Source organism: Brevibacillus brevis (assembly GCF_031583145.1).
Taxonomy (GTDB): Bacteria; Bacillota; Bacilli; order Brevibacillales; family Brevibacillaceae; genus Brevibacillus; species Brevibacillus brevis_E.
Map to the genome: position 1 here is coordinate 2,229,309 of NZ_CP134050.1, position 23,890 is coordinate 2,253,198.

The window sequence follows — 23,890 nt, forward strand, 5'->3', positions numbered from 1 at the left end:
TAGGGGGGAGAGGAGAATATGCAGGAAGCAGATTTGATCAGGAAAGCGCAGTCCGGGGATCATGATGCGCTCGTCGACCTGCTCCGATCCATTGAGACCTCCGTTTACCGCAGCGCTTACTATATTCTTGGAAACGAACAGGACGCGCTCGACGCTTCCCAGGAAGTGCTGATTCGCATCTATCGAAAATTGGATACTTATCAGGAAAAGGCGAAATTTTCGACCTGGGTGCAGCGGATCGTCAGCAACGTCTGCATGGATAAATTTCGAGCGAAGAAGGAAACGGTCTCAATAGACGAGCATGAGTTGATTATCCCTGATCGAAACAACGTCGAAGATGAAATTCTTCTCACTGGATTGTCTAGCGACATTCAGGAAGCCATCGGAAAGCTGCCCAAGCAGTACCGGATGGTGGTAGTGCTCCGCTACCTGGAGGATTTTTCGTACCAGGAAATCGCGGAGGCATTGGAATTGCCGCTTAACACGGTTAAGTCGTATTTGTTCCGGGCCAGACAACAGTTGCAGGAACTTTTGTACGACTACCAGAAAGGGGGGATCGGTTGATGACCAACGAAGAAGTTTGGGAATGGATGCAGCGGGATCTGGATGGGGACCTGTCTGTGGAAGAGCAGCAAACGCTGCAGGCCCTTATTCGCAAAGATGCTGACCTGCAACTCATGTACAACCGTCTGAAAAATGTATCACAACAGCTAGAGCAGCTGCCCCCTGTCGTACCTTCATTCAGTATCGTGGACTCGATTTTGCCGCGATTGGAATCGGCAGCCGCGACTCCTGCGGCGAAAGCCTCTTCCCTGAATGAAGAAAGCCTGCCCACTCTGGAAGTTAAGCGCAACTCGTCTTCGCCGTCGGTAACAAAAAAGTGGAAGCGAATGAAAGTGTGGTTAACCAGTATCGGTAGCACAGCAGTGGCCGCCTGCCTATTGATCGGGCTGATGGTTCCAGGAAACGACGGCAAAAACGTCGAGCCCGATGCGTACCATCAAGGGGCGGAACCTGAGCCGCAGGAAACGGGCAATGCCGCACTTGTAGGGCCGCCAGCTCCTACTCCAAGCACTAATCCATCTCCATCGAATACTCAGGAGGAGGACAAGGGGAAACAGCAGCAACAAAAGCAACAAAAGCAGCAGGTCACCCCTTCGAATAACCAAGGCACAAAAAAGGCGCCCAAACAAGTGCAGAAAGAGCCTGCTTCCAAAGCGGCCACAAACTCAGCCACGAAACCGCCCACAAACAGACCTACTCCACCAAAGCCTGTCGTAAAAGAGGAAAAGCCACCGGCATTCCCTTTCGGACTCGAAGAAAAGTCGGACAAAGAAGACAAGAGAAGTGCTCGCGAAAACGAGAGTGACGACGAGGACAAAAGCAAAGGCAAAGAAAAAGTGAAAGAGCAGGCGAAAGAGAAGTTTAAGGAAAAAGAATCGGATAAGAAAGACAAAAAAGAAGACGAGGACTGACATGGAAATTTTACGGCAAAACATCGATTTCCACGTTTGGACCGGCACCGAGTAGGGGCTTCTTGCGTATCTTACAGTATCAAGCACCCCCTGCTTACCGTTTGGGGAGGAGGAATCCCGGGGCTTTTCCCTAAACGTTTACATAAAGGTGCCAACAGATCGAAAAACCGCTCCTGCTTGGGGGGCGGTTTTTTGTTTCCCACCTATGCTATAATTACGCAGGACAAACGCGAAGAAAGGAAGGGGAGATTCCATGCCATTGCTGTCGGCAATCCGGGAAATACGCCAAAAACAGTTTTCCCCCGTCTACGTCCTGTACGGGCCGGAGTCTTTTTTGGCGGAAGAGTTTCTGTCTCTTGCCAAAAGAGAAATGATCGACCCTGATTTCAGCGATCTCAATGTGAGCGTCTACGATTGTACGGAGACCGCCCTTGCCGACATCCTGCAGGACGCCGAGACGCTTCCGTTTATGGGGGAGCATCGGCTAGTCATCGCCAGGCAAGCGTACTTTTTGACGGGAAGCAAGCCGCCTACCAAGGTAGAGAGCGATCCGGAAGCGCTGCTCGCTTATTTGCAAAGCCCTCCCGAGTATACGACACTCATTTTACATACGGATGCGGAAAAGCTGGACGAGCGCAAGAAGCTGGTGAAGACGCTCCAGCAAAAAGCCAAGGTGATTCCCTTCCTTCTCTTGAAGGATGGCGACTTGTACAGCTGGGTAGAGCGTCAGGCGGACAAATACAAGGCATCGATCGATCGTCCGCAGGCGATCAAGCTGGTGGAACGGGTAGGCGGCGAGCTGCGGCTGTTGGACAAAGAGATCGAAAAGCTGGCGATCTTCGTGGGAGAGGGCGGTGCGATCACCGAGCCAGTCATTGAAAATTTGTGTGCCCGAACGCTGGAGCAGGATGTGTTCGCTTTGATTGAGCAGGTCGCCCTGGGGAGACTCGACAAAGCGCTGCGCATGCTCTATGACTGCATGAAGACGGGCGAAGAGCCGATCAAGCTGCTGTCGCTCTTTGCGAGGCAGTTCCGCATGCTGCTGCAGGTGAGGCAGCTGGCTCCGCGCGGCTATTCGCAGCAGCAGATGGCGGGGATGATCAAGGTCCATCCGTACGCGGTGAAAAAGGCGCTGGAACAAGCGCGGCACTTCTCGGAAGAGTCTTTGAGAAAGCTGCTCCTGATCCTGGCGGAGGACGATTTTCGCATGAAGTCCGGGCAGGTGGACAAGCGGCTGGCACTGGAGCTGTTTATCGCCCGCGCCCACGACGAGAGGTTGAAGTCAAGCGGATAAGGTAAGGCAGCCATGCCTCGGCAGGTTTGGAGGAGCTTGCTTCCTTCAAAGCAGCAGCACGGCATAAGAAAAAACCCCCGTGAACCAATGGTTCTCAGGGGTTTTTCTGCAACTTTGGCCTCTTACGCTACTGGAGCGCTCAGAACGTTGAGCTTTTTCATCAAACGAGACTTTTGACGATTTGCTGCGTTTTTATGAATGAGACCTTTCGAAGCGGCCTTGTCCAGCTTTTTCACAGCCACCAGAAGAGTGGATTTCGCCAATGCTACATCGGAAGCGGCGACAGCTTTCTCAAAGTTTTTCAGGGAAGTGCGCAGATCAGACTTTTGAGAAGCACGGTGTGCGCGGCGCTTTTCAATGGTTTTGGTGCGCTTAATCGCAGATTTAATGTTTGGCATGTGTGTCACCTCCTTAGACGACCATAGACATACAGTCATACAACAAAGTAATTCTAGCATGCACCGTATCCATTTGCAAGAAAGGATTCGGAATAAAAATGGCGGATTCAAGCAACATAGTAGCAGGAACAAATTGGAGAAGGGAGCCACCGAACTATGGAACACAACATTGATTTGTCCGGCTACTCGATTCGCACGGATCTCGCTGTCGAGGCACACGAGCTCGCCTGGCAAAAAAACGAGACCGATATACCTGGCGTATTGCTCCAAGCGGACGATGCAGATCCGAACATCAAGGTCACCCGACTTCACGTGCAAAACGAAGAGGGGGGCAAAGCCATCGGGAAGCTGCCAGGCCATTACATCACCATCGAGGTGCCAAAGCTGCGCGACAACGACACCTCGATCGAAGAGCAGGTAGCCCGTCGCTTTGCCCATGAGATGGTCAGCTTTCTCAAGGAGCTGGGCATCACCGAGGAGAAGAAAGCGCTGGTCGTCGGACTGGGCAACTGGAATGTGACACCGGATGCGCTAGGGCCGATGGTGGTTGAAAATCTGCTGGTGACTCGTCACCTCTACCAGCTCGCGCCGGAGACGGTCGGCGAGGGCTATCGGGAAGTGAGTGCCCTGTCCCCGGGGGTGCTCGGAATTACGGGCATCGAAACAAGCGAAATCGTCTTTGGGGTCGTGGAGAAAAGCAAGCCGGATTTTGTGATCTGCATTGACGCTCTGGCTTCCCGGGCCTTGCATCGGGTAAACACGACGATCCAAATCTCCGATACGGGGATTCATCCGGGCTCCGGAGTCGGCAACAAGCGCAAGGCGATCGATCAGAACACGCTGGGCATTCCCGTGATTGCCATCGGGGTGCCGACCGTCGTTTTCGCATCCACGATCGTCAACGATGCGATTACGTACCTCCTCGGACATTTCAATCAGTCGATGGCGGAGAGCAAGCGCGCTTTCAACAAGCTGTCGATGAGCACCCTACCCGAACGTAAAGAGCCGTACACCGAAGAAGACTTGCCGGATATGGAATCGCGCAAGACGTTCATGGGATTGGTAGGCTCCTTGCCGGAAGAGGAAAAACGTCAGCTCATCCACGAGGTGCTCCGTCCGCTGGGACAGGATCTGGTAGTGACACCCAAGGAAGTGGACGACTTTATCGAGGGCGTCTCCAACGTCATCGCCACCGGACTAAACCGCGCGCTGCACCGGGCTGTCGACGAGCAAAACAGCGGAGCTTATACGCACTAGGCAATGAGAGAGAGCGTGCGCCTCTCATTTTAAGAGAAATGCTAGGAAACGGGTTCTATCGTCTCTATGAGGCTCATAGGCTAAAGCATAGACGAGCGGGAAGGAAACAAGAGAAAGGCTCCCGCGACAATGCTACAGCATGAGGAGTGAGACAGATGGCTTCCCTGATCCAGCGCCAATTCGTGATCCTGTCGTTTATAACCGCTTTTCTGTTTATTGTGACCGGGGTGCTCTCCTTGGGCGGCAACAGACTGTTGGTCACATCCTCCGCCGTGCAGCAAGCGGCGGCACACGTCTCCAGCCTGGCGATCCTCGATTGGATGGGAAAGGAAATCCCTGTGCTCAGCGAGACAGTGCAGACCGGGTCCGATCGCCGGAGCAATAGCGTGACAGGCTTTCTGTTCCAGCTTGCGACCAGCATTCAGCCAGGGGATCTGCGGACTTTGCTGGGGAGAGAGCTCCCAGGGATGGTTACGAGCGAGGACGCCCGATTTGTAGTAGCGGGCAAAGGCGCGTCGCTGTCCGACTTTTACATCGAATACCCGCCGCACCCCAAGCAGGTCATCGACGCCTCCGACGCCGTGCCGCTCACCCCGGCGGACGAGAAGACGGAGGACAAGGCGACAAAGCCGGAGCAGAAGCCGGCCGCCCGCCCGAACACAGGGGGCAAGAAGATCGTCTATGTCTACAACACCCACAACCGCGAGTCGTGGTACAGCGAGACGAAGCCGGTAGGCACTTCGGTGGACCACCCCACGAGGAACATCTCGCTGGTCGGCAAAGCCCTGGCCCAAGCCCTCAACGATCGCGGCATCGGCTCGGACGTGAGCACCGATGACATTTATCAGGAACTGCTGAACAAGAAAATGGATTACGCCTTGTCTTACGCGCAGTCTTTGCAAGTGGTCAAAGCGGCTGCGGAAAACAACCGGGAGCTGCACTATTTCTTCGACCTGCACCGCGACACCGCCCCGCGGGATCGAACCACCGTCACGATCAAAGGCAAGACGTACGCACGCGTGATGTTCGTCATCGGAAAACGAAACAAAAACTACGAAAAGAACGAAGCATTCGCCACCGAGCTGCACCAACTGATGGAAGAGATGTACCCGGAGCTTTCGCGCGGCGTGATGGAAAAAGGGGCCAAAACCGATCACGGCGAGTATAACCAGTCCATCTCTCCGGGAAGCCTGTTAATGGAAATAGGTGGAACGGAAAACACGCTGCAAGAGTCTCTGAACACGGCGGAAGCGTTGGCAGACGTGTTTGCGGCTTACTACCTGAAGGCGGAAAAAGTGGGAAAACCGGCAGCGAATGAGCCGGCGAAAGGGTGACGAGCATGAGCGTAACGGCAAAACTGTCAGGGCTTTTGGTCGTGCTCCTGGTCGGAGTCGTGATCGGCTTGCAGACGGCAGAGCGGGGCATCTCCAAGGTGAGCGGACTTCCGGAGCAGCAAACGCAAACCTTTTACATCAAAAAAATGGACCAGGGGCAAATGGAAATTGCGGTAATGGGCAAGCAAGTAAAGACAGCCGGGCCCGAAAAGATGGTCAATTACATGAGCAATATGGGATTAACCTTGGGAGAGACGGTGAAAAAGGGAGCCAAATCGTTTGTGGACTGGGTAGGGAATATGTTCGCCCCGTAGGTATTTGTTTACGCGCAAAAAAATAATAGGAAGAAAGAATGAGAGACAAAAGGCCTGTACGCACAGGTCTTTTTTGTGTGTGCGATAGCGGCTGCAGATGGGTGCCGATGCCAGACATCCTAGAGAGCAAAGGCATCAGGAGCAAATCACAGGTCCCTTCGGATGTAATAGACATAACATTCTATATAGTAGCCAAAAATATAATTATTAGAATTTATTGTGTTGCCAAAAAATTGTACTAATGGCATAATATCTACTGATAGAACTATTTCTATTGAATATATGGCAAGAGAGGTGCGCCACGTGTCACAGCCAGTCCTTCAAATCGAAAATCTGCAGACGCACTTTTTTACGGACCGCGGCCAAATACCGGCTGTTGACGGTGTGACGATCACGGTAAACAAAGGGGAGATCGTCGGCATTGTAGGCGAGTCCGGTTGTGGAAAAAGTGTAACCTCCCTTTCCGTCATGAAGCTGGTGCCCAATCCTCCAGGCAAAATCGTGGGAGGAGCCATTCGTTTCAAGGGAGAGGACCTGGTCACGGCCGATGAAAAGAGGATGCGGGAAATACGGGGCAATGAGATCGCGATGATCTTTCAGGAGCCGATGACCTCCCTCAATCCCGTCTTTACCATTGGCGATCAGATCAGCGAGGCCGTACGCCTGCACACGAAGGCGAGCAAAAAAGAGTCCAGGCAGCGAGCGGTCGAGATGTTGAGAAAAGTGGGAATTCCCCGGGCAGAGGCGATCGTGGACGAGTATCCGCACCAGCTTTCCGGAGGGATGCGGCAGCGCGTGATGATCGCCATGGCGATGGCCTGCGACCCCGTGCTGCTGATCGCCGACGAGCCTACCACGGCGCTGGATGTCACGATTCAGGCCCAGATCCTGGACTTGATGAGGCAGTGCAACCGCGAATCCGAAACAGCCATCTTGCTGATTACCCACGATCTCGGGGTGGTGGCGGAAATGTGCCACCGTGTCGTAGTGATGTACGCAGGAAATGTCATTGAAGAAGGGGATGTGCGGACGATCCTGAAAAATCCGCAGCATCCGTACACGATAGGCTTGCTGCAATCCCTGCCAAAGCTGACCGGCTCCGAGGAGCGGCTGTATTCCATTCCGGGCAACGTGCCGATCCCGGGTTCGCTGACAGTCGGATGCCGATTTGCGCCGCGCTGCGACAAGGCGACGGACCGGTGCCGCGAAGAGATGCCGCAGCTCAAGTCAGTGGGCGAAAACCATCGCTCGCGGTGCTGGCTGGGCGAATAACCCGAAAGGAGCATGCAAGTGACTGAAGAACTGCTCGTCGTGAAGAACCTGAAAAAATATTATCCGATCACTGGCGGTGTCCTCGGCGGGGAAGTAGGGGTCGTAAAGGCGGTAGACGACGTTTCGTTTTCCGTAAAGCGAGGAGAAACGCTTGGACTGGTAGGGGAAAGCGGCTGCGGAAAATCAACGACGGGACGCTCCCTTTTGCGACTGATCGAGCCGACCGAAGGCGAAGTCCACTTCGACGGGGTCAACGTGACATCCCTTTCGGCAGACCAGATGCGCAAAATGCGCCGGGACATGCAGATCGTCTTTCAGGATCCGTTCGCCTCTCTCAACCCTCGTCACAATATTGAAAAGATTCTGGAAGAACCACTTATCGTTCACGGAATCGGAACGGCCGCCGAGCGCAAGAAAAAGGTGCAGGAGATGCTCGAGGTAGTCGGCCTGAGCAGCTATCACGCGAGGCGCTACCCTCACCAGTTTAGCGGCGGCCAGCGCCAGCGAATTGGAATTGCCCGCGCGCTGATGCTGAATCCAAAGCTGATCGTCGCAGACGAGCCGGTTTCGGCCCTGGACGTGTCCATCCAGTCGCAGGTGCTGAACCTGATGCAGGATTTGCAGCGGGAACTGGGACTCACCTACCTGTTCATCGCGCACGACCTCAGTGTGGTCCGCCACATCAGCGATCGAGTCGGGGTCATGTACCTGGGGAGAATCGTCGAGCTGGCGAGCAGCAGGCAATTGTACAGCACGCCGCTCCACCCGTATACGAAAGCGCTGCTGTCCGCGGTTCCGACGCCAGATCCGGATGATGTCCGCGAGAGAATCATTCTTCAGGGTGATGTGCCAAGCCCGGCCAACCCGCCAAGCGGCTGCACCTTCCATACCCGCTGTCCCCACGTGACGGATGAGTGCCGCACGGTTCGACCGGCCTTTCAGGATGTAGGCGGCGGACACTTTGTGGCTTGCCATCTATACAAGTCTTAGCCGAGAAGACAATTGCTGACTGGGCAAGACCTCGCAAAGGGGGGATGCGAAGCAGGTCGACAAAAGCCATGTTTGATCCGTTGTGAAATCTGAAAGTTTAGAAGAGGGGGATTATTCATGAAGAAGAGAGTTTTCTCTGCTGCCATGACCAGCTTGCTGGCGCTGTCCATGCTGCTGGCGGGTTGCGGCGGATCTCAGACGGCGCAAAAGCCGGCAGAACAGCCAAAGACAGAAGCACCGGCGACCACACCGGCGGCAGAGCCGGCAAAGAACGGTCCGAAGCAGTTGATCATAGGCCGTGGCGGGGATTCCGTAGGGCTGGATCCCATCCAGCAGACTGACGGAGAGTCCTTCAAAGTGACGGAAAACGTGTTCGACACCTTGGTAGGCTACGAGGAAGAAAGCACGGCTGTCGTGCCGTCCCTGGCTGAAAAATGGGAGATCGCGCCTGACGGCTTGACCTATACCTTCCACCTCCGTTCCGGCGTGAAATTCCACGATGGCACGGAGTTCAACGCCGAGGCTGTGAAGTGGAACTTCGAGCGCTGGATGGACAAGAGCCATCCGCAGCACAACAAGGAAGGCTTCGAGTACTACAACGACATGTTCGGCGGATACAAAGGCGACAAGGACCACGTGATCAAATCGGTCGATGTGGTAGACCCGCTGACTGTGAAGTTCACGCTGAACCGTCCGCTGGCTCCGTTCATTCAAAACCTGGGCATGTCCTGCTTCGCCATCGCTTCTCCGAAAGCGGTGCAGGAAATGGGACCTGAGAAGTTCAATGAGCATCCGGTAGGTACCGGTCCGTTCAAATTCGTCGAGTGGAAACGCAATGATACGATTACCCTGGAAAAGAACCCGGACTACTGGAATGCGGGTTATCCGAAAATGGACAAATTGGTGTTCAAGGTCATTCCGGAAAACACAGCTCGTCTGACTGCCCTGACTTCCGGAGAGATCGACCTGATGGACGGTCTGAATCCGGACGACGCGCAAGCAGTCAAAGACAATCCCGACCTGCAGCTGATTCTGCGTCCATCCATGAACCTCGGCTTCCTCGGCTTCAACGTCGAGAAAAAACCGCTCGACAACCCAAAAGTGCGTGAAGCGATCGCATACGCTGTAAACAAACCGGCGATCATCGAAGCGTTCTTCGCGGGATTGGGCCAGCCGGCCGTAAACCCGATGCCTCCTTCCATCTGGGGTCACAACGGCAATATCAAGGACCGTGAGTACAACCTGGATAAAGCGAAGCAGCTTCTCACGGAAGCGGGCTTCCCGAACGGCTTCAAGATCAAGTTCTGGGCGATGCCGGTTGCACGTCCGTACATGCCGGATGGCGTGAAAATCGCCGAGGCAATCCAGCAGGATCTGAAGAAGATTGGCGTAGAAGCAGAGATCGTCACGATGGAATGGGCGACTTACCTGGAAAAAACCAAAGCCGGCGAACAAGAGATGTTCCTCCTTGGCTGGACCGGCGACAACGGAGACCCGGACAACTTCCTGGCTACCTTGCTCGACAAAAACAACATCGGCGGAAACAACCGTACGCGCTGGGCAAACGAAGAAGCCCACAAGCTTCTGATGCAGGCTCAATCTGCGACCACCAAGGAAGAGCGCGAAAAACTGTATCTGCAAGTGCAAGAAATCATCTTCAAGGATGTGCCGATGGTGCCGCTGGCGCATTCCACTCCAGCATTGGCCGCCAAAGCGAACCTTGTCGACTACAAGCCGCATCCGAAGGGCTCGGAGTCTCTGGAGAAAGTTGACTTCAAATAAGCAGCAGCAAGCGGACTTAAGAGGAAGGGTGAGAGGAGCGTATCCCTCTTCTCGCCCTTTTCTTTCCTTGACTTATCCTTCATCGTTCATCAGGAAAAAAGTATGGTAAGACAGGCTTTTTATTTAAGGAAAGCGAGGAGATGGCATTGCTATCTTACAGCATCCGAAGAATTCTCATGCTCATCCCTGTTCTACTGGGCATGTCCATCGTCGTTTTTTCTATCATTCGTGCCATCCCAGGCGATCCGGCTCTCACGATTCTGGGAGAGAAAGCAAGCCCGAAAGCCATCGAAGACTTGCGGGAAGCGCTCGGTTTGAACCTCCCTTGGTATATTCAATACTTCGATTACTTAAAGCAAATTGTGACAGGCAATTTGGGGGTATCGCTGCACTCCGGTGCCAGCATCACTCAAGAGATTGGACCTTATTTGGCGGCGACGACGGAACTGACGATTGTCAGCATGCTGTTCGCGGTGCTGATCGGCGTAAATGCAGGCATTCTCTCGGCCTGGAAGCAAAACTCCTGGTTTGACTACTGTGCGATGTTGATTGCCTTGATAGGCGTATCCATGCCGATTTTCTGGCTTGGATTGATGGAGCAATGGTTCTTTGCTCAGGAACTGAAATGGCTGCCATCAGTTGGTCGTGACAATTCGCGTAATCCCGTAGAGGCCATTACGCAGTTCTATATACTGGATACCATCCTCGCAGGACAATGGGATCAGCTGTGGGAAGTCATCAAACATCTCATTTTGCCTGGGATTGCTCTTGGCACGATTCCGATGGCGATCATTGCACGCATCACGCGCTCCAGCATGCTGGAAGTCATGCGTGCAGACTACGTGCGTACGGCAAGGGCGAAAGGTTTGGCGCAGTTTTGGGTGGTGTACAAGCACGCTTTGAAAAATGCCATGATACCGGTCCTGACCGTAATCGGCCTGCAGACGGGCTTGCTGCTGGGTGGAGCCGTGCTGACCGAAACCATTTTCGGCTGGCCGGGAGTAGGGCGATATATTTACACGGCGATCGGCAATCGCGATTATCCGGTGATCCAATCCGGCATTTTGGTCATCGCCACGATCTTCGTGCTGATTAATCTCTTGGTCGATCTCCTGTACGCCTACATCGACCCGCGCATCAAATATCGCTAAAGGAGGCAGGAGGCATGGCAAATACGCAAGCGCAAACAGTGCCGTTGCACGTAAAAGACGAACAAATCATCTCTCCTTGGCGAGAAGCTTGGAGATCGCTCCGAAAGAACAAGCTGGCGATGGTGGGGCTGGGGATCATTCTCTTTTTCATCATCGTCGCGGTCCTTGCCCCGGTGATCGCGCCATATCCCTACGACGAGGGCGAACTGGTGATGAAGAACAAGCCACCTTCAGGGGAGCACTGGTTTGGTACGGATTACAACGGTCGGGATGTGTTCAGCCGTGTCGTATATGGGGCACGCATTTCTCTTTGGGTCGGGACCTTTTCCGTGATCGGTTCCGTCATCGCCGGTACCATTCTCGGGCTCCTGGCGGGGTTCTACGGAAAATGGATCGATACGATCATCTCGCGAATTTTTGACATCATGCTGGCATTTCCCAGCATTCTTCTGGCCATCGCTATCGTCGCCATTTTGGGGCCTTCCCTGCAAAACGCGCTCTTGGCCATCGCGATCATCAACATCCCGACATTCGGGCGGCTGGTTCGCTCGCGGGTCCTCAGCCTGAAGGAAGAGGAATTTGTCATGGCCGCGCGTGCTATCGGGATGAAGGATTCCCGCATTCTGCTTCAGCATATTTTGCCGAACAGCTTGGCGCCAATCATCGTCACCGGCACGATGGGGATCGCCACCGCAATCATCGAGGCAGCGGCTCTTGGCTTCCTTGGCCTGGGAGCCCAACCGCCGGAGCCGGAGTGGGGCAAAATGCTGTCCGATTCCCGACAATACATTCAAAAGGCGCCCTGGACAGTTATTTTCCCAGGCTTGTCGATCATGCTGACGGTACTTGGCTTCAACCTGATCGGGGACGGTCTGCGCGATGCGCTGGATCCGCGCATGAAGAACTAAGGCTGCACGCTACGTGAAGGAGGGAATGGTTTCCCTCTTTTTTTCATGTGCGACAAAATCGCGGCACAATTGATTGAAGGACGCAGCCGCTTTGGTGACGACCTGATGGGGCACGCCGGGAAGGAAGATCAGCTTGGCATGCGGCAAATGTCGGCGGAACAGCTGTCCGTAAGGGTGCATACGTGTATCCTCCCCGCCGTAGACGAGCAGTGTCGGCATGGAGAGCTCGTGAAGACGTTGCGTGCACCGGTAGGAGTGGCCGGCTGCATATAGCTGCTTCAGCGTGACGGCGTCTGTCCGGGAAGCGTGCTGGATCCAATGGTCTCTCGTCTGTGGATCGTCCGTATGGGAGGACGCAATGCTCCGGGCGAGGAGCGGTACGCCGTGCAGGGTGGCCAATGCCTGTGCGACGGAGAAGCGGCTGTGCAAATACAGATCGTCTACCTCCGAGAAGCCGCTGGCCAGGATGAGGCCGCTTATCTCTTCGGGAAAACAGAGGGCGTATTCCAGGGCGATCGCAGCTCCTTGCGAGTAACCGAGCAGATAGGGGCGTTCAAGTCCAAGCGCCCCGAGGAGGCGGTGTAGGAGGGTGGCGAGATCGTGGATCGTGTATGGCTTTGCCAAAGCACTGCTGCGTCCATGTCCAGGCAAGTCCGGGATGATAAGCTCATAACTATCTGCGAGTGTCTGTTGATACTGGAAGTTGACGGAGCCAATGCAAGGGGCATGGATGCAGACGATCGGCCGTCCCTGCCCGAAAGTCATGCAGGCCATCTGCTCTCCGTCTGGGAGCGGAATGATTCGTTCCATGTTCGATTCACCTCAGGGAAATGGATTGGATCAAGCAGGAAATTTTCTCGGATAAGCTTCTTTTTTGGAGAGGGAAGTGGTATCCTCGCATTAGAATATTGGTGAAAGCTAGGTGACGATGATGTTCCAAGAGCGCATTCAAAAACTGCATGATTTCCTGACGAAGCAAGGGCTTGACGCGGTGTTGATCACCTCTCCCAAACATGTTTATTATTTGACAGGGTTCTTCACCGATCCACATGAGCGTTTTTTGGGGCTGATCATTCCGGCGAGCGGCGAACCTTCGCTGATTGTGCCGGCACTGGATCGTGAGGCGGCTGCGGCAGCATCCTCCGTCCAAAATATCTTCACCCACACGGATACACAAAATCCATACGACGTCTTAAAACAAACGTTGCCTGCCAATCTGAAGCAGCTGGGCATTGAGAAAAGCCATATGACGGTGGATCGTTACGAGGCGGTCAGCGAAGCCGTAGGCGCTTCCCGCTACGTCGATGTGGAGGAGCCGCTGCGTGAAATGCGCTTGATCAAGTCTGCGGATGAAGTCGATCGCATGAAACATGCCATGCGCTTGGTAGAAGACTCCCTTCGCGAAACTTTGAAAAAAGTCAAACCAGGTGTCACGGAGATGGAGCTCGTCGCGGAGCTGGAATACCAAATGAAGCGTCTGGGTGCGGAAGGGCCATCGTTCACCTCGATGGTCTTGGCCGGGGAAAAGTCTGCTCTCCCGCACGGAAAGCCGGGAACGCGCCAGGTACAGGAAGGAGAAGTGCTGCTGTTTGACATCGGCGTAGAGGCAAACGGGTACGTCTCCGACATTACTCGCACGTTTGCGGTGGGAGAGATCAGCGAGCAGCTTCGCGAGATCTATGAGACGGTTCTTGCGGCCAACGAGGCTGCAATCGCCCAAGTTCGTCCGGGCGTGACGTTCGCCCATCTCGACAAGACAGCACGGGACGTGATCGCGGCCAAAGGATACGGTGAATATTTCATGCATCGCCTCGGCCACGGTCTGGGAATGGATGTGCACGAGTACCCTTCCGTCCATGGCGAAAACCAGGAGAAACTGCGTGCAGGCATGGTATTTACCATTGAGCCGGGAATTTACGTGCCGGGCGTAGGCGGGGTGCGGATCGAAGACGACGTGCTCGTGACGGAGACCGGAGTAGAAGTCCTGACCCAGTTCCCGAAACAACTGACGGTCATCGGTAAATAATCGAACGGCAAAAAACAACATAAAGGTTTGATGGTGCTGACTGAACCAAAAAAATGGGTGCAGCCAGCTTAAAAGGGAAGTCCGGTGAAAAGCCGGCGCGGTCCCGCCACTGTAACGAGGAGTCCTCTGCGAATATCCACTGTTCTGCTGATTGGCGGAATGGGAAGGGCGCAGCGGATGATGAATCGGAGCCAGGAGACCTGCCATGAAACCATGCACAATCGACCTACGCGGATGGGGATGATGTGGAAGCATTTCAGGCGGGAGACCGTCTGTTTGCCTTAGTTTTGTCCACACGAAGAGAAGCATCTCCCGACTGCGAACGGGAGGTGCTTTTTTCATGGTGAGGATTGCCAAAAGGCAGGCCAGCAGGTAAGGTAGGGATTGAATAAATCGTAACAATTACGATTTAATAAACTATGTCTTTCCCATATTCCGCAAAGGAGAGAACAACCGATGAAATTAAAAACTGAGAAGAAATGGATGAGACCACAAAAGTGGGAGGCCGCGAAGAAAGGAAGATGGTCTTTGTTGCTAGTGGCATTGATGCTGCTGGTGAGTGCGTGCGGAACTCCTGCACCGGCAGGGCAAACAGAAGCCGAAGCAAGTCCAAAGGCCGGACAGGGAGCTGAGACGCGGACCGCCGACACAGGGACCGGGGAGACGGTTGTCGTTCAGACGAACGGCCGGGAGATGGTCTTTCCGGAAGCTCCGAAGAGAGCGGTTACCTTGAATCAGCATGTGACGGAGGTCATGCTTGCGCTGGGATTGGAAGACAAGATGGTCGGAACAGCGTATCTGGATGACGAAATTCTCCCGAGGTTTAAGGCGGCTTACGACAAGATTCCGGTCTTGGCGGACAAGTATCCGAGCAAGGAAGTGCTGATGGCGGCTGAGCCGGATTTCGTGTACGCCGGATGGAAGAGCGCCTTCGGAGATAAAGGGGTTGGATCCATGGAGGAATTGGAGAAGGCAGGCATCAAGTCATACTTGCACGAATCCTCGAACAAGCCGACCCCTTCGATCGATGATGTCTTTTCCGATATACAAAACGTCGGACGCATCTTTCGCGTGGAGGATCGAGCGGACGCACTTATCGCCAAGATGAAAGGGGAGATGGAGCAAATCGCCGGAAAGCTCGGCAACGTGGACAAGCCCCTCCCTGTATTTGTCTATGACAGCGGCGAAGAGCAGCCGTTTACCGCAGCGAACAACTACATGACGGCATTAATCCAAATGGCTGGAGGCAAAAATATTTTTGACGACATTCAAAAAGGATGGGCGGAAGTGAGCTGGGAGGAAGTCGTAAACCGCGATCCGCAAATCATCGTCATCGTGGATTACGGCGACAAGACGGCGGAGCAAAAACGGAGCTTGCTTTTAGGCAAACGCGAGCTGGCAGATGTGTCGGCGATCAGGAATCAGCGGTTCGTCATCCTCCCTCTGTCTGCGGCGGCGGAAGGCGTGCGTGCGCCAATCGCCCTTAACATTCTCGCGGAAGGCCTGTACCCGGAGAAGTTTACGCAATGATGCGGAAGCGAGAAGATGTAAGAAAAACGTTCCGTTCAGGAAGGGGAGCTTGGAGCTTGGCCGAAATGAGCTTTTCCCTGCTCAGTCTGTCCCTGCTGTTTGCCTTGCTCCTGTCGATTACGCTGGCTGTGACTCTGGGCTCCGTAGAGATACGGCCGGGCACCGTTTGGAAAATTGCCTTGACGCACGTCCCCTTTGTCGGGGAGAGGATCGAAGCCGATTGGTCAAGAGCGCAGCATACGATTATCTGGGAAATTCGCTTCCCGCGCGTCTTGCTGGCAGCAGTGGTGGGAGCCGGGCTGTCCGTGGTGGGGGTGACCATCCAGTCGCTCGTCCGCAACTCCTTGGCTGATCCGTATATCTTGGGGGTTTCTTCAGGCGCATCTGTAGGCGCCACCTTGGTCATCCTGTTCGGGGCGTTTAGCATGTACGGGCAATACGCCTTGTCGGCAGGTGCGTTCCTCGGCTCACTCGTATCGATCCTGCTTATCTTTTCGCTCTCCCGATTGGGGGGACAAAATTCCACGGTCCGTCTGCTGATGGCGGGGATCGCCATCTCGGCCGTTCTGTCAGCGATCACCAGCCTGCTTATCTTCGCGGCGCCGAATGAGCACGGAATCCGGTCTGTGCTGTTCTGGATGAGCGGCAGCCTGGCCGGGGCCAAATGGGAGTATTTGACGATTCCCACCCTGGTGGTTGTGGCCTGCCTTGGAGTGCTGCTCGTGCAATATCGGGCGTTGAACGCCATGCTGATGGGCGAGGAGTCAGCAAGCACGCTCGGGGTGAATACGGTGCGGTTTCGCAAACTGCTGCTGGTGATCACTGCGCTGCTGACCGGCGTCATCGTCGCCATCAGTGGCGCGATCGGCTTCGTCGGATTGATGATGCCGCATATCGTACGGGTCATCGTCGGCTCCGATCATCGCAGGGTATTGCCGGTCAGCGCTTTGCTCGGGGCCATCTTTCTGATCTGGGCCGACGCCTTGGCGAGGCTCTCTTTTGCCCCGGAAGAGCTGCCGATCGGAATCATTACAGCGCTGTGCGGCGGTCCCTTTTTCATCTGGCTGATGCTGCGCAGTTCCTATTCGTTTGGGGGTGACGGCCGATGAAGCTTGCGGTAGAAGACCTCGCTGTATCGTTGGCGGGCAAGCACATCATCCGGGATATAGGCATGCAGGTGAAGACTGGCGAGTTTGTGGGAATCATCGGGCCAAATGGGAGCGGCAAGTCGACGCTATTGAGAAGCGTTTATCGGGTCTCTCAGCCGTCCGCAGGCTGGATCGGCTTGGATGGAGAGGATTTGTACGGGCTGTCCACGCGGGAAGTCGCCCGGCGGATGGCGGTGGTTCGGCAAGAATCGTCCGTCGAGTTCGACTTTTCGGTGCTGGAAATCGTCATGATGGGGCGTTCTGTGCACAAGCGATTGTTCCAAGCGGATACAGCCCTCGATATCGGGATCTGCGAAGACGCACTGGAAAGGGTGGGCATGCGCGATTATGGCCACCGCAGCTTTTTCTCTCTGTCCGGCGGGGAAAAACAGCGGGTGCTGATCGCCCGGGCACTGGCCCAGCAGGCCTCGTTTCTCGTGCTTGACGAGCCGACCAACCATCTGGATATACGCTACCAGCTGCAGGTCCTGGATTTGGTGAAGGCGCTCGGGATCACGGTATTGTCTGCCTTGCACGACTTGAATTTGGCAGCGATGTACTGCGATCGCCTGTACGTGATGAAGGACGGGGAAATCGTCGCCAGCGGCCCCCCGGACGAGGTGCTGTCCCCTGGACTGATCCGGACGGTCTTCGAGGTCGAGGCCGATGTGATTATCCATCCGTTCACCGGCAAGAAGCACGTGTACTTCTTTTCCCAGTCTTGCCGGCTCGATCTGAAAAAGCAGGAGGTTGGCCGTGTCCGATGAGTGCGTATAGCCGTGCTATCCGCAGCCGGCGCCGCTGGACGCTGGACAGTCATCGCCCCAAAAATATCTCCCCCGAATCTGTAACAAATTCTTCGCTGGCGCATCTAACCAGTTGAGGATCAATGATGGGAGGACGCGCACGTGGAAAAATTGCAACCCACCGACGAAGCGGCCTTTGAAAAGCTCATGCGGGAATACGGGACGCGCGTGCTGCGGCTGGTTACCTTTCTGGTCAAGGACCGAAGTCTGGCGGAGGATCTCACGCAGGACGTATTCGTAAAAGTGTACCGAAATCTGCCCCGTTTTCGTGGACAGAGCAGTATCCATACGTGGATTTACCGGATTGCCGTCAACGAGTGCAAAGGCTATCTGCGCTCCTGGTCCTTTCGCAGAATCGTCCCTCGCGCCTGGATCAAGCGGGAAGGGGATGTCTCGACCGAACAGCTCGTGCTGCACCAGTCGGAGCGGGATGAACTGTTTTTTCAGGTGCAAAATCTTCCGCCGATGTATCGACAGGTGATTGTCCTCCATTATTATGCGGATCTGTCGATTGGCGAAGTCGCGCTTGTGCTGTCCGTGTCCGAGGGGACGGTCCGTACGCGGCTGCATCGAGCCCGGCAGCAGCTGAAAAAACAGATGGGAGAGGGGGAGGAATGGCAATGGACGAGCACAAGCGGATCGAGCAATTGAAGGAACGGGTCGATCAGACGGTATTTCGGAACGTCCATTTTACTCGCGCGATGGAGGAGCGAGTCCGCAGCAAAATATGCAGAAACACGGGATCGCTTGCGTGGCGGCAGCCCTTCGCTTTTACCGCGGCTCTCCTGCTGGTATTCGTTCTGCTTTGGAGTGCGTGGCCAGCAGGGAGCGACCCCGGTCAGGAGCAGGCAGCAAAGCCTTCTCATCCCGATCCTGGGCTGCTGCACGGAGGGACTCTGGAGGTGCCTGATCTGTGGCATCCTTCCCCCCGAACCGAGACCACGTTCGAAAACAAGCCATTCACCTACCTTGGCGAGCGGCCAGTGAGAATTTTGACCGATGAGAACGGTTTTTACGAGGAACAGCAGCAGCGTATCATTTGGCTGATCGACGCCCCCCAAGCGTCCAAGGTGGAATTGGTTGCGTACGACAGCGGCGGAAGGCGGATTGACCTTGGGACTTACCAATTGGGAGCCCCCTTGTACGATGCACAGGGACATTTTCCCTCAGGCATCGCCTTGCCTGATCCAGGCGTCTGGAAGCTGCAAGTCCTCGCAGACGGCAAGCATCTGGGGCAAGTGTTTGTACAGGTGCAGGCAGGCGTCTCACCAGCCAATCGGGAACTGGTGGAGCCGATCGTCCGCAACTATCTGGAGACGGAAGGGACGAAGCTGGGGTGGCTCGGACATGATAGGGACGTGAATATCGAACTGCTTGGAGTGGAAGCCCCCGACGCAGCCTCCCGCAAAGTGTACGCCTGGGTGAAGGTCTTGAGCAAGGATCCGCGCCTTTCTTCGGGAGTCAGCGCCCCGATGGTCTTTGACATCGCCTACGACAGCAAGTCTTACAACGTTACGGATATGCAAATGCCGCAGGACGGAAGTCTCTACCAAAGCAGTCTGCAAAAGCTGTTCCCGCCAAAGGTGCTGGAACGCATGAAATCCCATGAATAGGAGCGCAAGGATGAAAAAACGGACCGCATAAGAAGGTCCGTTTTTTTCGTCCAGACGTAAAATTTGGCCCCGATCCCGTTCTAGGTGCGTTCGCCATAGTTCGTAACCCTGTTGTATTGTCAGCGTTGATCAAACGCCCCCCTGCTTGCCCGGCTTAACAGATACGGTGTCCCATACGCTCATCAGTTGAGTGATGGCAGCGTCAATAGCCTCGTAGGGCACACCGTCCCGTGCTTGTGTCGAAATTCCTCTAAGAAATGTTTCAAATAATGTAACCAGCATGGGGATATCCGTTGATTCAGGCAACTCCCCATTGGATACGCCTCGTTCGATACAATCATTCAGCCAACCACGGACTCTTTCCCGTTCCTTAGCGAGCATCTCCCGTATGTGCTTTTGCTCGGGAGAACAGTTTACCGCGGACAAAACCAACAGACAGCCTAAAGGATGGGAGTTCTCTGTCTGAAAACGTGCCGTTCGCCGCAATCCCTGCTCGATGGCTGCTTTCGCTGCCAGACTGGAATCCCTGAAGCTTTCCGAAACATGTCCATAAGTAGATATATATCGATCCACCACTTCCCGAAATAACGCTTCCTTGGATTCGAACGCCGCGTAAAAACTGGCTGCTGATATATTCCCCATCGCCGCCCGCAGCTGAGCCAGTGAAGTGGATTCAAAGCCATATTCCCAGAATAGGACCATGGCGGCGACAACGGCCTCGTCACGATTAAATGCGCGGGGGCGTCCTGTACGTGGCATATGATGACCTCCTTACTTATTTTTATACTATTCGATCCAGAAGTCATTGACAAGGAAGTCTGGTTCAACATAATATGTGGAAAGATCGATCCATAATTCATTTCCAGTTTTAAAGAAGAACCAGATGCAATCTTTGCTTAATCCCACTGAAAGGGATGTGTTTAACTATTGATCACCTTTAGAAACAAAACCTATCGCTGCACCTCGGAAATTGTAATGGGGTTAATCAGCGGGAAATGGAAAATATCGATTTTAAACCACCTAACCAAGGGCCCGGTACGATTTAATCAGCTTCAACGGCTGCTTCCCGACACGACTCAACGCATGCTTACGATGCAGTTAAGAATGCTGGAAAGCGACGGGCTCATTATTCGCAGGGTTTATCCGGTCTCACCGCCTAAAGTGGAATATTGCTTGTCCGAGCTGGGCGAACAAATGGCTCCGATGCTCATGATGTTATGCGAATTTGGCACCACCTATATCGAGAGCTTTCCCGATGAAGTATCGTATATCAATCATAAGCATGGCGAAGCAAAAACGTAGTTCTGCGCGGATCGATGTTTACCGGTTCACGCCTTCTCCGCTTGAGTCGATCCAGATACGAAGACTTTTAAGAGGTACCCAGGAAGGGTACCTCTTATCTTCATATCGCGGAACCACAAGCTTCCTTCGTCGTTTTGCCGCGCAGCTGATCCTCCTCTTTATATGCGTTGCGAGCTCCTCGTCGCTCGAAACGATCGTTGATGAAAGCCAGCAAAGCTGCCAAAATGGCAACGATTCCCCCGGACCAGGAAAGATCGATGAGCTCTATATTTGCCGTGACAAAGCCTCCCAAAGTGGATCCAATCGCAATTCCGACATTGATGGATACGGAGGTTAAAGACGAAGCCAAGTCTCTGGCTTCCGGTACATGTTGATCGGCCCAATCAATGAAGTAAAGCTGCATCGTGGAGTTCATGAGATAAACGACGAGAGCAATGAAAGAGATGCTTACCAATCCCCCGACCATCGAGCCTGTGGAAACATAAAGCGACGCGAGAATGACGGCTTGAGCCAGGAATACATACGGAATCTTTCCAAGCCCGTTGCGAGCAGCCAGCTTTCCTCCGATTAACGTGCTAAAGATAGATACGACGCCATACAGCAAAAAGACGAGGCTAATATACCGTGCCGGAACAAAAAGCACGTCTTGGAGCAGAGGGGTTAAATACGTATAGACGCTATAAGTTGCTCCAATGCTTAAAGCAGGAATAAAGAAAGCAATCACAATTCTGGGATAGGCGAATAATTTGATTTGTTTCTTGAGTGAACTCCGAGCTCCCTGTAGCCCCCTAGGGATGGTCGCGGCGCTTGCCACGAGTGAAACGACTCCCAATAGCGTAGTAAACCAATAGGACATATGCCAACCGCCCCATTGCCCGATGTAAGTCCCCAGGGGTACGCCGAGAACGCTAGCCACGGTAAAACCCGTAAAGATGATGGAGATCACCGGCCCCCTTTTGTCGAGAGGCATCGTCTCGCTGGCAACTGCCATCGCGAGTGCAATCAACACGCCGGTAACCACGGCCGTAATGATCCTGGACACTAGAAGCAAACCGTAAGATCCGGATAGGGCAGTGATCATATTTCCTATAATAAATACCACGATCAAAGCAAGGATGAGCGGGTACTTGGAGAATCGACTGAACAACGCCGTGAAGATGGGTGTTCCTATTGCAAAAGATAGGGCAAAAGCCGATATCAGGGACCCTGCCACCGATATGGCGATCTTCATGTCCGTGGCCACTTCGGTTAATAATCCGACCATCACGAATTCACTTGTTCCCAGGACAAAGGTCAATAAAAATAAATTCAATGTTAGAAGCTTTTGTTGCCTAGTCAATTTCCTTCCTCCTTATTCAGATGGACTGAGCCCCGTTGGCGATTTGACGGCAATCGCCATCATTTGAAAGCCTTGCCGTCAAATCGTACGCCACATTTGCCTAAAGCCTTACAGCACCAAAAATTGCGTTCCGAAGCCCTTGCCGGAAACATAAGCCGCTTCCAGCTCCTCCTTATCCCCTTTGTCCAATAAAACCACATTTTCGGGATACAGCTTCCCTAGCAAAGCCCATTGCACGAGTTCATTTCCGTTGGTAGGAATGAAATGAATTTCATCGGGATTCGTCACCAATCCAGCGTGCGAGAGAATGTCTATCGCCCGGTGCGAACTGATGGAGGTCCGCTTCGTTAAGGCGTCACCGGCATTGTCGTTCCCATGCGGCCGATATAAAAAGCGATGTCCCCTAAAGAGCTGGCCGAGATCTACCGTGAATTCACGCCCTTCCATCTCTAGGCTGAATCGCAGTGTCGTTCGATCGGAATCTGCATTCGGCAGCAAGCGGGCGATGGATGGTCCATCGTAATGCTCTCTGGAAACAGGAAGCGTGTCTTCATTCACCGTTGTACCCTTTCCGGCCTCGTTACGCGGCGCCGCATAATAATCGTCATATTCATAATCGAATGAGATCGCGGCCAAGTCTCGGGTTTCTTCTGTCTGTACTGTTTGTACGGGATGCCATTTCAGAAGATACCGCGCCGCCGTCCCGGCCGACTCTCCCAAGCCAGCCGGCAATACGGTTCCCAGACGATATTGAAAGCCGTAACCGGTTTTCGTTAACCCCGAGTTGACCACACTTTGTGCATACTGGACGATCGCTTTGTGAGTCAACTTCTTCCCAAGCAATTGAGTTAAAAATATCTCCCGGGCAGGCTCTAGAAAACGCAGCCCTTTGAACTCTGTATGTTCCTTGATTTCAAAGGGAACTTCCTCCCAATTGGCGAACGGAAGCAAGGCATCCCGCAGCAAAACGAACTGGTGCAGGTATTCGTTATACAGCTGCATGATCCTTGGTCCGCCCAATGGTCCCCAAACCAGTCTGGTAGCCTCCGGGATCAGGGGATGACCATAACAATGGCTTCGAAATTCCAGTGCTCCCAGCGTTTCTGCCCCATACGTAGTGAGCGCTCTTTTCTCGGCATTGATCTCCCGGGCCCAGATTACCAATTGTTCGCCAATACGAACCGCCTGAGATGTTAGCTCGGCGCCTGCCTTATCTTTTAAAGCCAATGGCCCAAGCGGAAGGGATGCGTGTTGTCCAGATATCGCCAAATTGGCCTGGAGGCTGTCCAAGAGCACCGCAGGATCGCCATTTACCGGTTCGCCAAGCTGAACCAACATCGCTTCCAGCAGCTTATCGAGCTCCATGACGACCTCTTTGGCCCGATATACACCGGCAGGCAAATTCCAATCCAAGGCCGCGTTTTCGCCTGGTCTGATGGAGTCACCTGAATATTTGCCAATGAGAGGCTCAATAGCAATAGCCATCCCCCATGCGATACGCTTATCTTTCAAAGCAAGTTGATATTCCTGCATACTTTCGCACCTCACCTATGAGTTTATTTAAACGAACGCCCACCAGCGAAATCTGGATCGATCGTTCTGTTTGTTAAGTTATCAGGTTGCCCTGCGCTTGAGTAGTACGCACTTTTTTGTATGATCCAATCATTTTTGTGCGGTAGGATAAATTTTGATACTAGGATTGATGGGGAGTCATCAGAGATCGTCGGCAGGTGAAGATCCCTGATGAAAGGTGGCAGCATGCAGCAAAAGGGGGAAAGCGGTCAAAAAAGAAGCGTACGACCAATTCCGCGTTGGAATTCGGAGATGACGGCCGGGAATTCCCACCACTTTCAGTCTCAAAAGAAAACAGGCTATCCGCTTTTACAGATAACCTGTTTAGAGCTGTCGTCATCCATCCGTCCGAATCGGACAAATCGATCAAGCGCGCGAT

Annotated in this window: 23 protein-coding genes and 1 riboswitch; of the genes, 18 read left to right on the plus strand and 5 right to left on the minus strand. The window is 53.9% G+C overall.

Translation table 11 applies throughout. The annotated features are described in order from the left end of the window. The first annotated feature begins 18 nt into the window (after positions 1–18). The 3 genes from RGB73_RS11085 to holA all read left to right on the plus strand — a co-directional run bounded on the left by RGB73_RS11085 (position 19) and on the right by holA (position 2,769). Positions 19–564 carry an RNA polymerase sigma factor gene (locus tag RGB73_RS11085; protein ID WP_310771856.1) on the plus strand — a complete coding sequence of 182 codons (546 nt, stop codon included), beginning with the start codon at positions 19–21 and terminating at the stop codon, positions 562–564. A gap of 56 nt (positions 565–620) precedes the next feature. Further along, positions 621–1,475, plus strand: a complete 855-nt coding sequence (locus tag RGB73_RS11090) for a hypothetical protein (protein WP_310771858.1) — start codon at positions 621–623, stop codon at positions 1,473–1,475. A gap of 253 nt (positions 1,476–1,728) precedes the next feature. Then, positions 1,729–2,769 (plus strand): DNA polymerase III subunit delta, encoded by a 1,041-nt coding sequence (gene holA, locus RGB73_RS11095; protein WP_310771860.1) that lies wholly within the window; start codon positions 1,729–1,731, stop codon positions 2,767–2,769. 122 nt (positions 2,770–2,891) lie between these two features. On the opposite strand, the gene rpsT is transcribed toward holA, so the two are convergent. Beyond that, a complete protein-coding gene (gene rpsT / locus RGB73_RS11100; RefSeq protein WP_023554815.1) occupies positions 2,892–3,167 on the minus strand; it encodes a 30S ribosomal protein S20 in 276 nt (91 codons plus the stop codon). A 156-nt stretch (positions 3,168–3,323) separates the two neighbouring features. Between rpsT and gpr the strand changes: the two genes are divergently transcribed. The 8 genes from gpr to RGB73_RS11140 all read left to right on the plus strand — a co-directional run bounded on the left by gpr (position 3,324) and on the right by RGB73_RS11140 (position 12,175). Beyond that, on the plus strand, positions 3,324–4,424 hold the full coding sequence (gene gpr / locus RGB73_RS11105) for a GPR endopeptidase (protein ID WP_310771864.1): 1,101 nt from the start codon (positions 3,324–3,326) through the stop codon (positions 4,422–4,424). Between the two features lie 155 nt (positions 4,425–4,579). Then, the gene (gene spoIIP / locus RGB73_RS11110; protein WP_310771866.1) at positions 4,580–5,758 is read left to right on the plus strand and encodes a stage II sporulation protein P; all 1,179 of its coding nucleotides are present in this window, start codon (positions 4,580–4,582) and stop codon (positions 5,756–5,758) included. A 5-nt stretch (positions 5,759–5,763) separates the two neighbouring features. Then, positions 5,764–6,072, plus strand: coding sequence for a DUF3679 domain-containing protein (locus RGB73_RS11115; RefSeq protein ID WP_310771868.1), 309 nt, complete (start codon positions 5,764–5,766; stop codon positions 6,070–6,072). A 303-nt stretch (positions 6,073–6,375) separates the two neighbouring features. Next, complete coding sequence (locus RGB73_RS11120; protein ID WP_310771870.1) at positions 6,376–7,344, plus strand: ABC transporter ATP-binding protein; 969 nt, start codon at positions 6,376–6,378, stop codon at positions 7,342–7,344. A gap of 18 nt (positions 7,345–7,362) precedes the next feature. Continuing rightward, positions 7,363–8,334: an ABC transporter ATP-binding protein gene (locus RGB73_RS11125; RefSeq protein WP_310771872.1), complete on the plus strand. Its 972-nt coding sequence runs from the start codon at positions 7,363–7,365 to the stop codon at positions 8,332–8,334. Positions 8,335–8,451: 117 nt separating this feature from the next. Continuing rightward, entirely contained in the window at positions 8,452–10,116 is a 1,665-nt protein-coding gene (locus RGB73_RS11130) for an ABC transporter substrate-binding protein (RefSeq protein ID WP_310771874.1), read from the plus strand. A 146-nt stretch (positions 10,117–10,262) separates the two neighbouring features. Beyond that, on the plus strand, positions 10,263–11,267 hold the full coding sequence (locus RGB73_RS11135) for an ABC transporter permease (protein ID WP_310774243.1): 1,005 nt from the start codon (positions 10,263–10,265) through the stop codon (positions 11,265–11,267). Between the two features lie 14 nt (positions 11,268–11,281). Continuing rightward, on the plus strand, positions 11,282–12,175 hold the full coding sequence (locus RGB73_RS11140; protein ID WP_310771876.1) for an ABC transporter permease: 894 nt from the start codon (positions 11,282–11,284) through the stop codon (positions 12,173–12,175). Between the two features lie 9 nt (positions 12,176–12,184). On the opposite strand, the gene RGB73_RS11145 is transcribed toward RGB73_RS11140, so the two are convergent. Next, complete coding sequence (locus tag RGB73_RS11145; protein ID WP_310771878.1) at positions 12,185–12,985, minus strand: alpha/beta fold hydrolase; 801 nt, start codon at positions 12,983–12,985, stop codon at positions 12,185–12,187. Between the two features lie 121 nt (positions 12,986–13,106). Here RGB73_RS11145 and RGB73_RS11150 point away from each other — a divergent pair, with 121 nt between their 5' ends. From RGB73_RS11150 to RGB73_RS11175, 6 genes are all read left to right on the plus strand, one after another. Next, positions 13,107–14,201: a M24 family metallopeptidase gene (locus tag RGB73_RS11150; RefSeq protein ID WP_310774245.1), complete on the plus strand. Its 1,095-nt coding sequence runs from the start codon at positions 13,107–13,109 to the stop codon at positions 14,199–14,201. A 14-nt stretch (positions 14,202–14,215) separates the two neighbouring features. Then, a riboswitch (cobalamin riboswitch) is annotated at positions 14,216–14,423 on the plus strand. Positions 14,424–14,684: 261 nt separating this feature from the next. After that, a complete protein-coding gene (locus RGB73_RS11155; RefSeq protein ID WP_310774246.1) occupies positions 14,685–15,731 on the plus strand; it encodes an ABC transporter substrate-binding protein in 1,047 nt (348 codons plus the stop codon). A gap of 65 nt (positions 15,732–15,796) precedes the next feature. Beyond that, entirely contained in the window at positions 15,797–16,840 is a 1,044-nt protein-coding gene (locus RGB73_RS11160) for a FecCD family ABC transporter permease (RefSeq protein ID WP_310774248.1), read from the plus strand. Further along, positions 16,837–17,646 (plus strand): ABC transporter ATP-binding protein, encoded by an 810-nt coding sequence (locus RGB73_RS11165; protein WP_310771880.1) that lies wholly within the window; start codon positions 16,837–16,839, stop codon positions 17,644–17,646. Before RGB73_RS11160 ends, RGB73_RS11165 begins: the two co-directional genes overlap by 4 nt. Before the next feature lie 141 nt (positions 17,647–17,787). Beyond that, a complete protein-coding gene (locus tag RGB73_RS11170; protein ID WP_310771882.1) occupies positions 17,788–18,336 on the plus strand; it encodes a sigma-70 family RNA polymerase sigma factor in 549 nt (182 codons plus the stop codon). Continuing rightward, positions 18,306–19,298, plus strand: a complete 993-nt coding sequence (locus RGB73_RS11175) for a hypothetical protein (RefSeq protein WP_310771883.1) — start codon at positions 18,306–18,308, stop codon at positions 19,296–19,298. Before RGB73_RS11170 ends, RGB73_RS11175 begins: the two co-directional genes overlap by 31 nt. A 129-nt stretch (positions 19,299–19,427) precedes the next feature. Here the strand turns inward: RGB73_RS11175 and RGB73_RS11180 are convergent, their stop codons facing one another. Then, entirely contained in the window at positions 19,428–20,057 is a 630-nt protein-coding gene (locus RGB73_RS11180; RefSeq protein WP_310771885.1) for a TetR/AcrR family transcriptional regulator, read from the minus strand. Between the two features lie 168 nt (positions 20,058–20,225). Here RGB73_RS11180 and RGB73_RS11185 point away from each other — a divergent pair, with 168 nt between their 5' ends. Then, positions 20,226–20,600 (plus strand): winged helix-turn-helix transcriptional regulator, encoded by a 375-nt coding sequence (locus RGB73_RS11185; protein ID WP_310771886.1) that lies wholly within the window; start codon positions 20,226–20,228, stop codon positions 20,598–20,600. A gap of 100 nt (positions 20,601–20,700) precedes the next feature. Here RGB73_RS11185 and RGB73_RS11190 read toward each other — a convergent pair whose 3' ends face one another. Together RGB73_RS11190 and RGB73_RS11195 are read right to left on the minus strand one after the other, a co-directional pair. After that, complete coding sequence (locus tag RGB73_RS11190) at positions 20,701–21,939, minus strand: MFS transporter (protein WP_310771887.1); 1,239 nt, start codon at positions 21,937–21,939, stop codon at positions 20,701–20,703. A gap of 108 nt (positions 21,940–22,047) precedes the next feature. Further along, a complete protein-coding gene (locus RGB73_RS11195; RefSeq protein WP_310771888.1) occupies positions 22,048–23,472 on the minus strand; it encodes a hypothetical protein in 1,425 nt (474 codons plus the stop codon). Positions 23,473–23,890 lie beyond the last annotated feature (418 nt).

Bases quoted from the DNA above. Each gene is read 5' to 3' on its own strand.
- RGB73_RS11085 (WP_310771856.1), top strand. From the start codon at position 19: ATGCAGGAAGCAGATTTGATCAGGAAAGCGCAGTCCGGGGATCATGAT.
- holA (WP_310771860.1), top strand. From the start codon at position 1,729: ATGCCATTGCTGTCGGCAATCCGGGAAATACGCCAAAAACAGTTTTCC.
- rpsT (WP_023554815.1), bottom strand. From the start codon at position 3,167: ATGCCAAACATTAAATCTGCGATTAAGCGCACCAAAACCATTGAAAAG.
- gpr (WP_310771864.1), top strand. From the start codon at position 3,324: ATGGAACACAACATTGATTTGTCCGGCTACTCGATTCGCACGGATCTC.
- spoIIP (WP_310771866.1), top strand. From the start codon at position 4,580: ATGGCTTCCCTGATCCAGCGCCAATTCGTGATCCTGTCGTTTATAACC.
- RGB73_RS11115 (WP_310771868.1), top strand. From the start codon at position 5,764: ATGAGCGTAACGGCAAAACTGTCAGGGCTTTTGGTCGTGCTCCTGGTC.
- RGB73_RS11130 (WP_310771874.1), top strand. From the start codon at position 8,452: ATGAAGAAGAGAGTTTTCTCTGCTGCCATGACCAGCTTGCTGGCGCTG.
- RGB73_RS11140 (WP_310771876.1), top strand. From the start codon at position 11,282: ATGGCAAATACGCAAGCGCAAACAGTGCCGTTGCACGTAAAAGACGAA.
- RGB73_RS11145 (WP_310771878.1), bottom strand. From the start codon at position 12,985: ATGGAACGAATCATTCCGCTCCCAGACGGAGAGCAGATGGCCTGCATG.
- RGB73_RS11150 (WP_310774245.1), top strand. From the start codon at position 13,107: ATGTTCCAAGAGCGCATTCAAAAACTGCATGATTTCCTGACGAAGCAA.
- RGB73_RS11155 (WP_310774246.1), top strand. From the start codon at position 14,685: ATGAGACCACAAAAGTGGGAGGCCGCGAAGAAAGGAAGATGGTCTTTG.
- RGB73_RS11160 (WP_310774248.1), top strand. From the start codon at position 15,797: ATGAGCTTTTCCCTGCTCAGTCTGTCCCTGCTGTTTGCCTTGCTCCTG.
- RGB73_RS11165 (WP_310771880.1), top strand. From the start codon at position 16,837: ATGAAGCTTGCGGTAGAAGACCTCGCTGTATCGTTGGCGGGCAAGCAC.
- RGB73_RS11175 (WP_310771883.1), top strand. From the start codon at position 18,306: ATGGACGAGCACAAGCGGATCGAGCAATTGAAGGAACGGGTCGATCAG.
- RGB73_RS11180 (WP_310771885.1), bottom strand. From the start codon at position 20,057: ATGCCACGTACAGGACGCCCCCGCGCATTTAATCGTGACGAGGCCGTT.
- RGB73_RS11195 (WP_310771888.1), bottom strand. From the start codon at position 23,472: ATGCAGGAATATCAACTTGCTTTGAAAGATAAGCGTATCGCATGGGGG.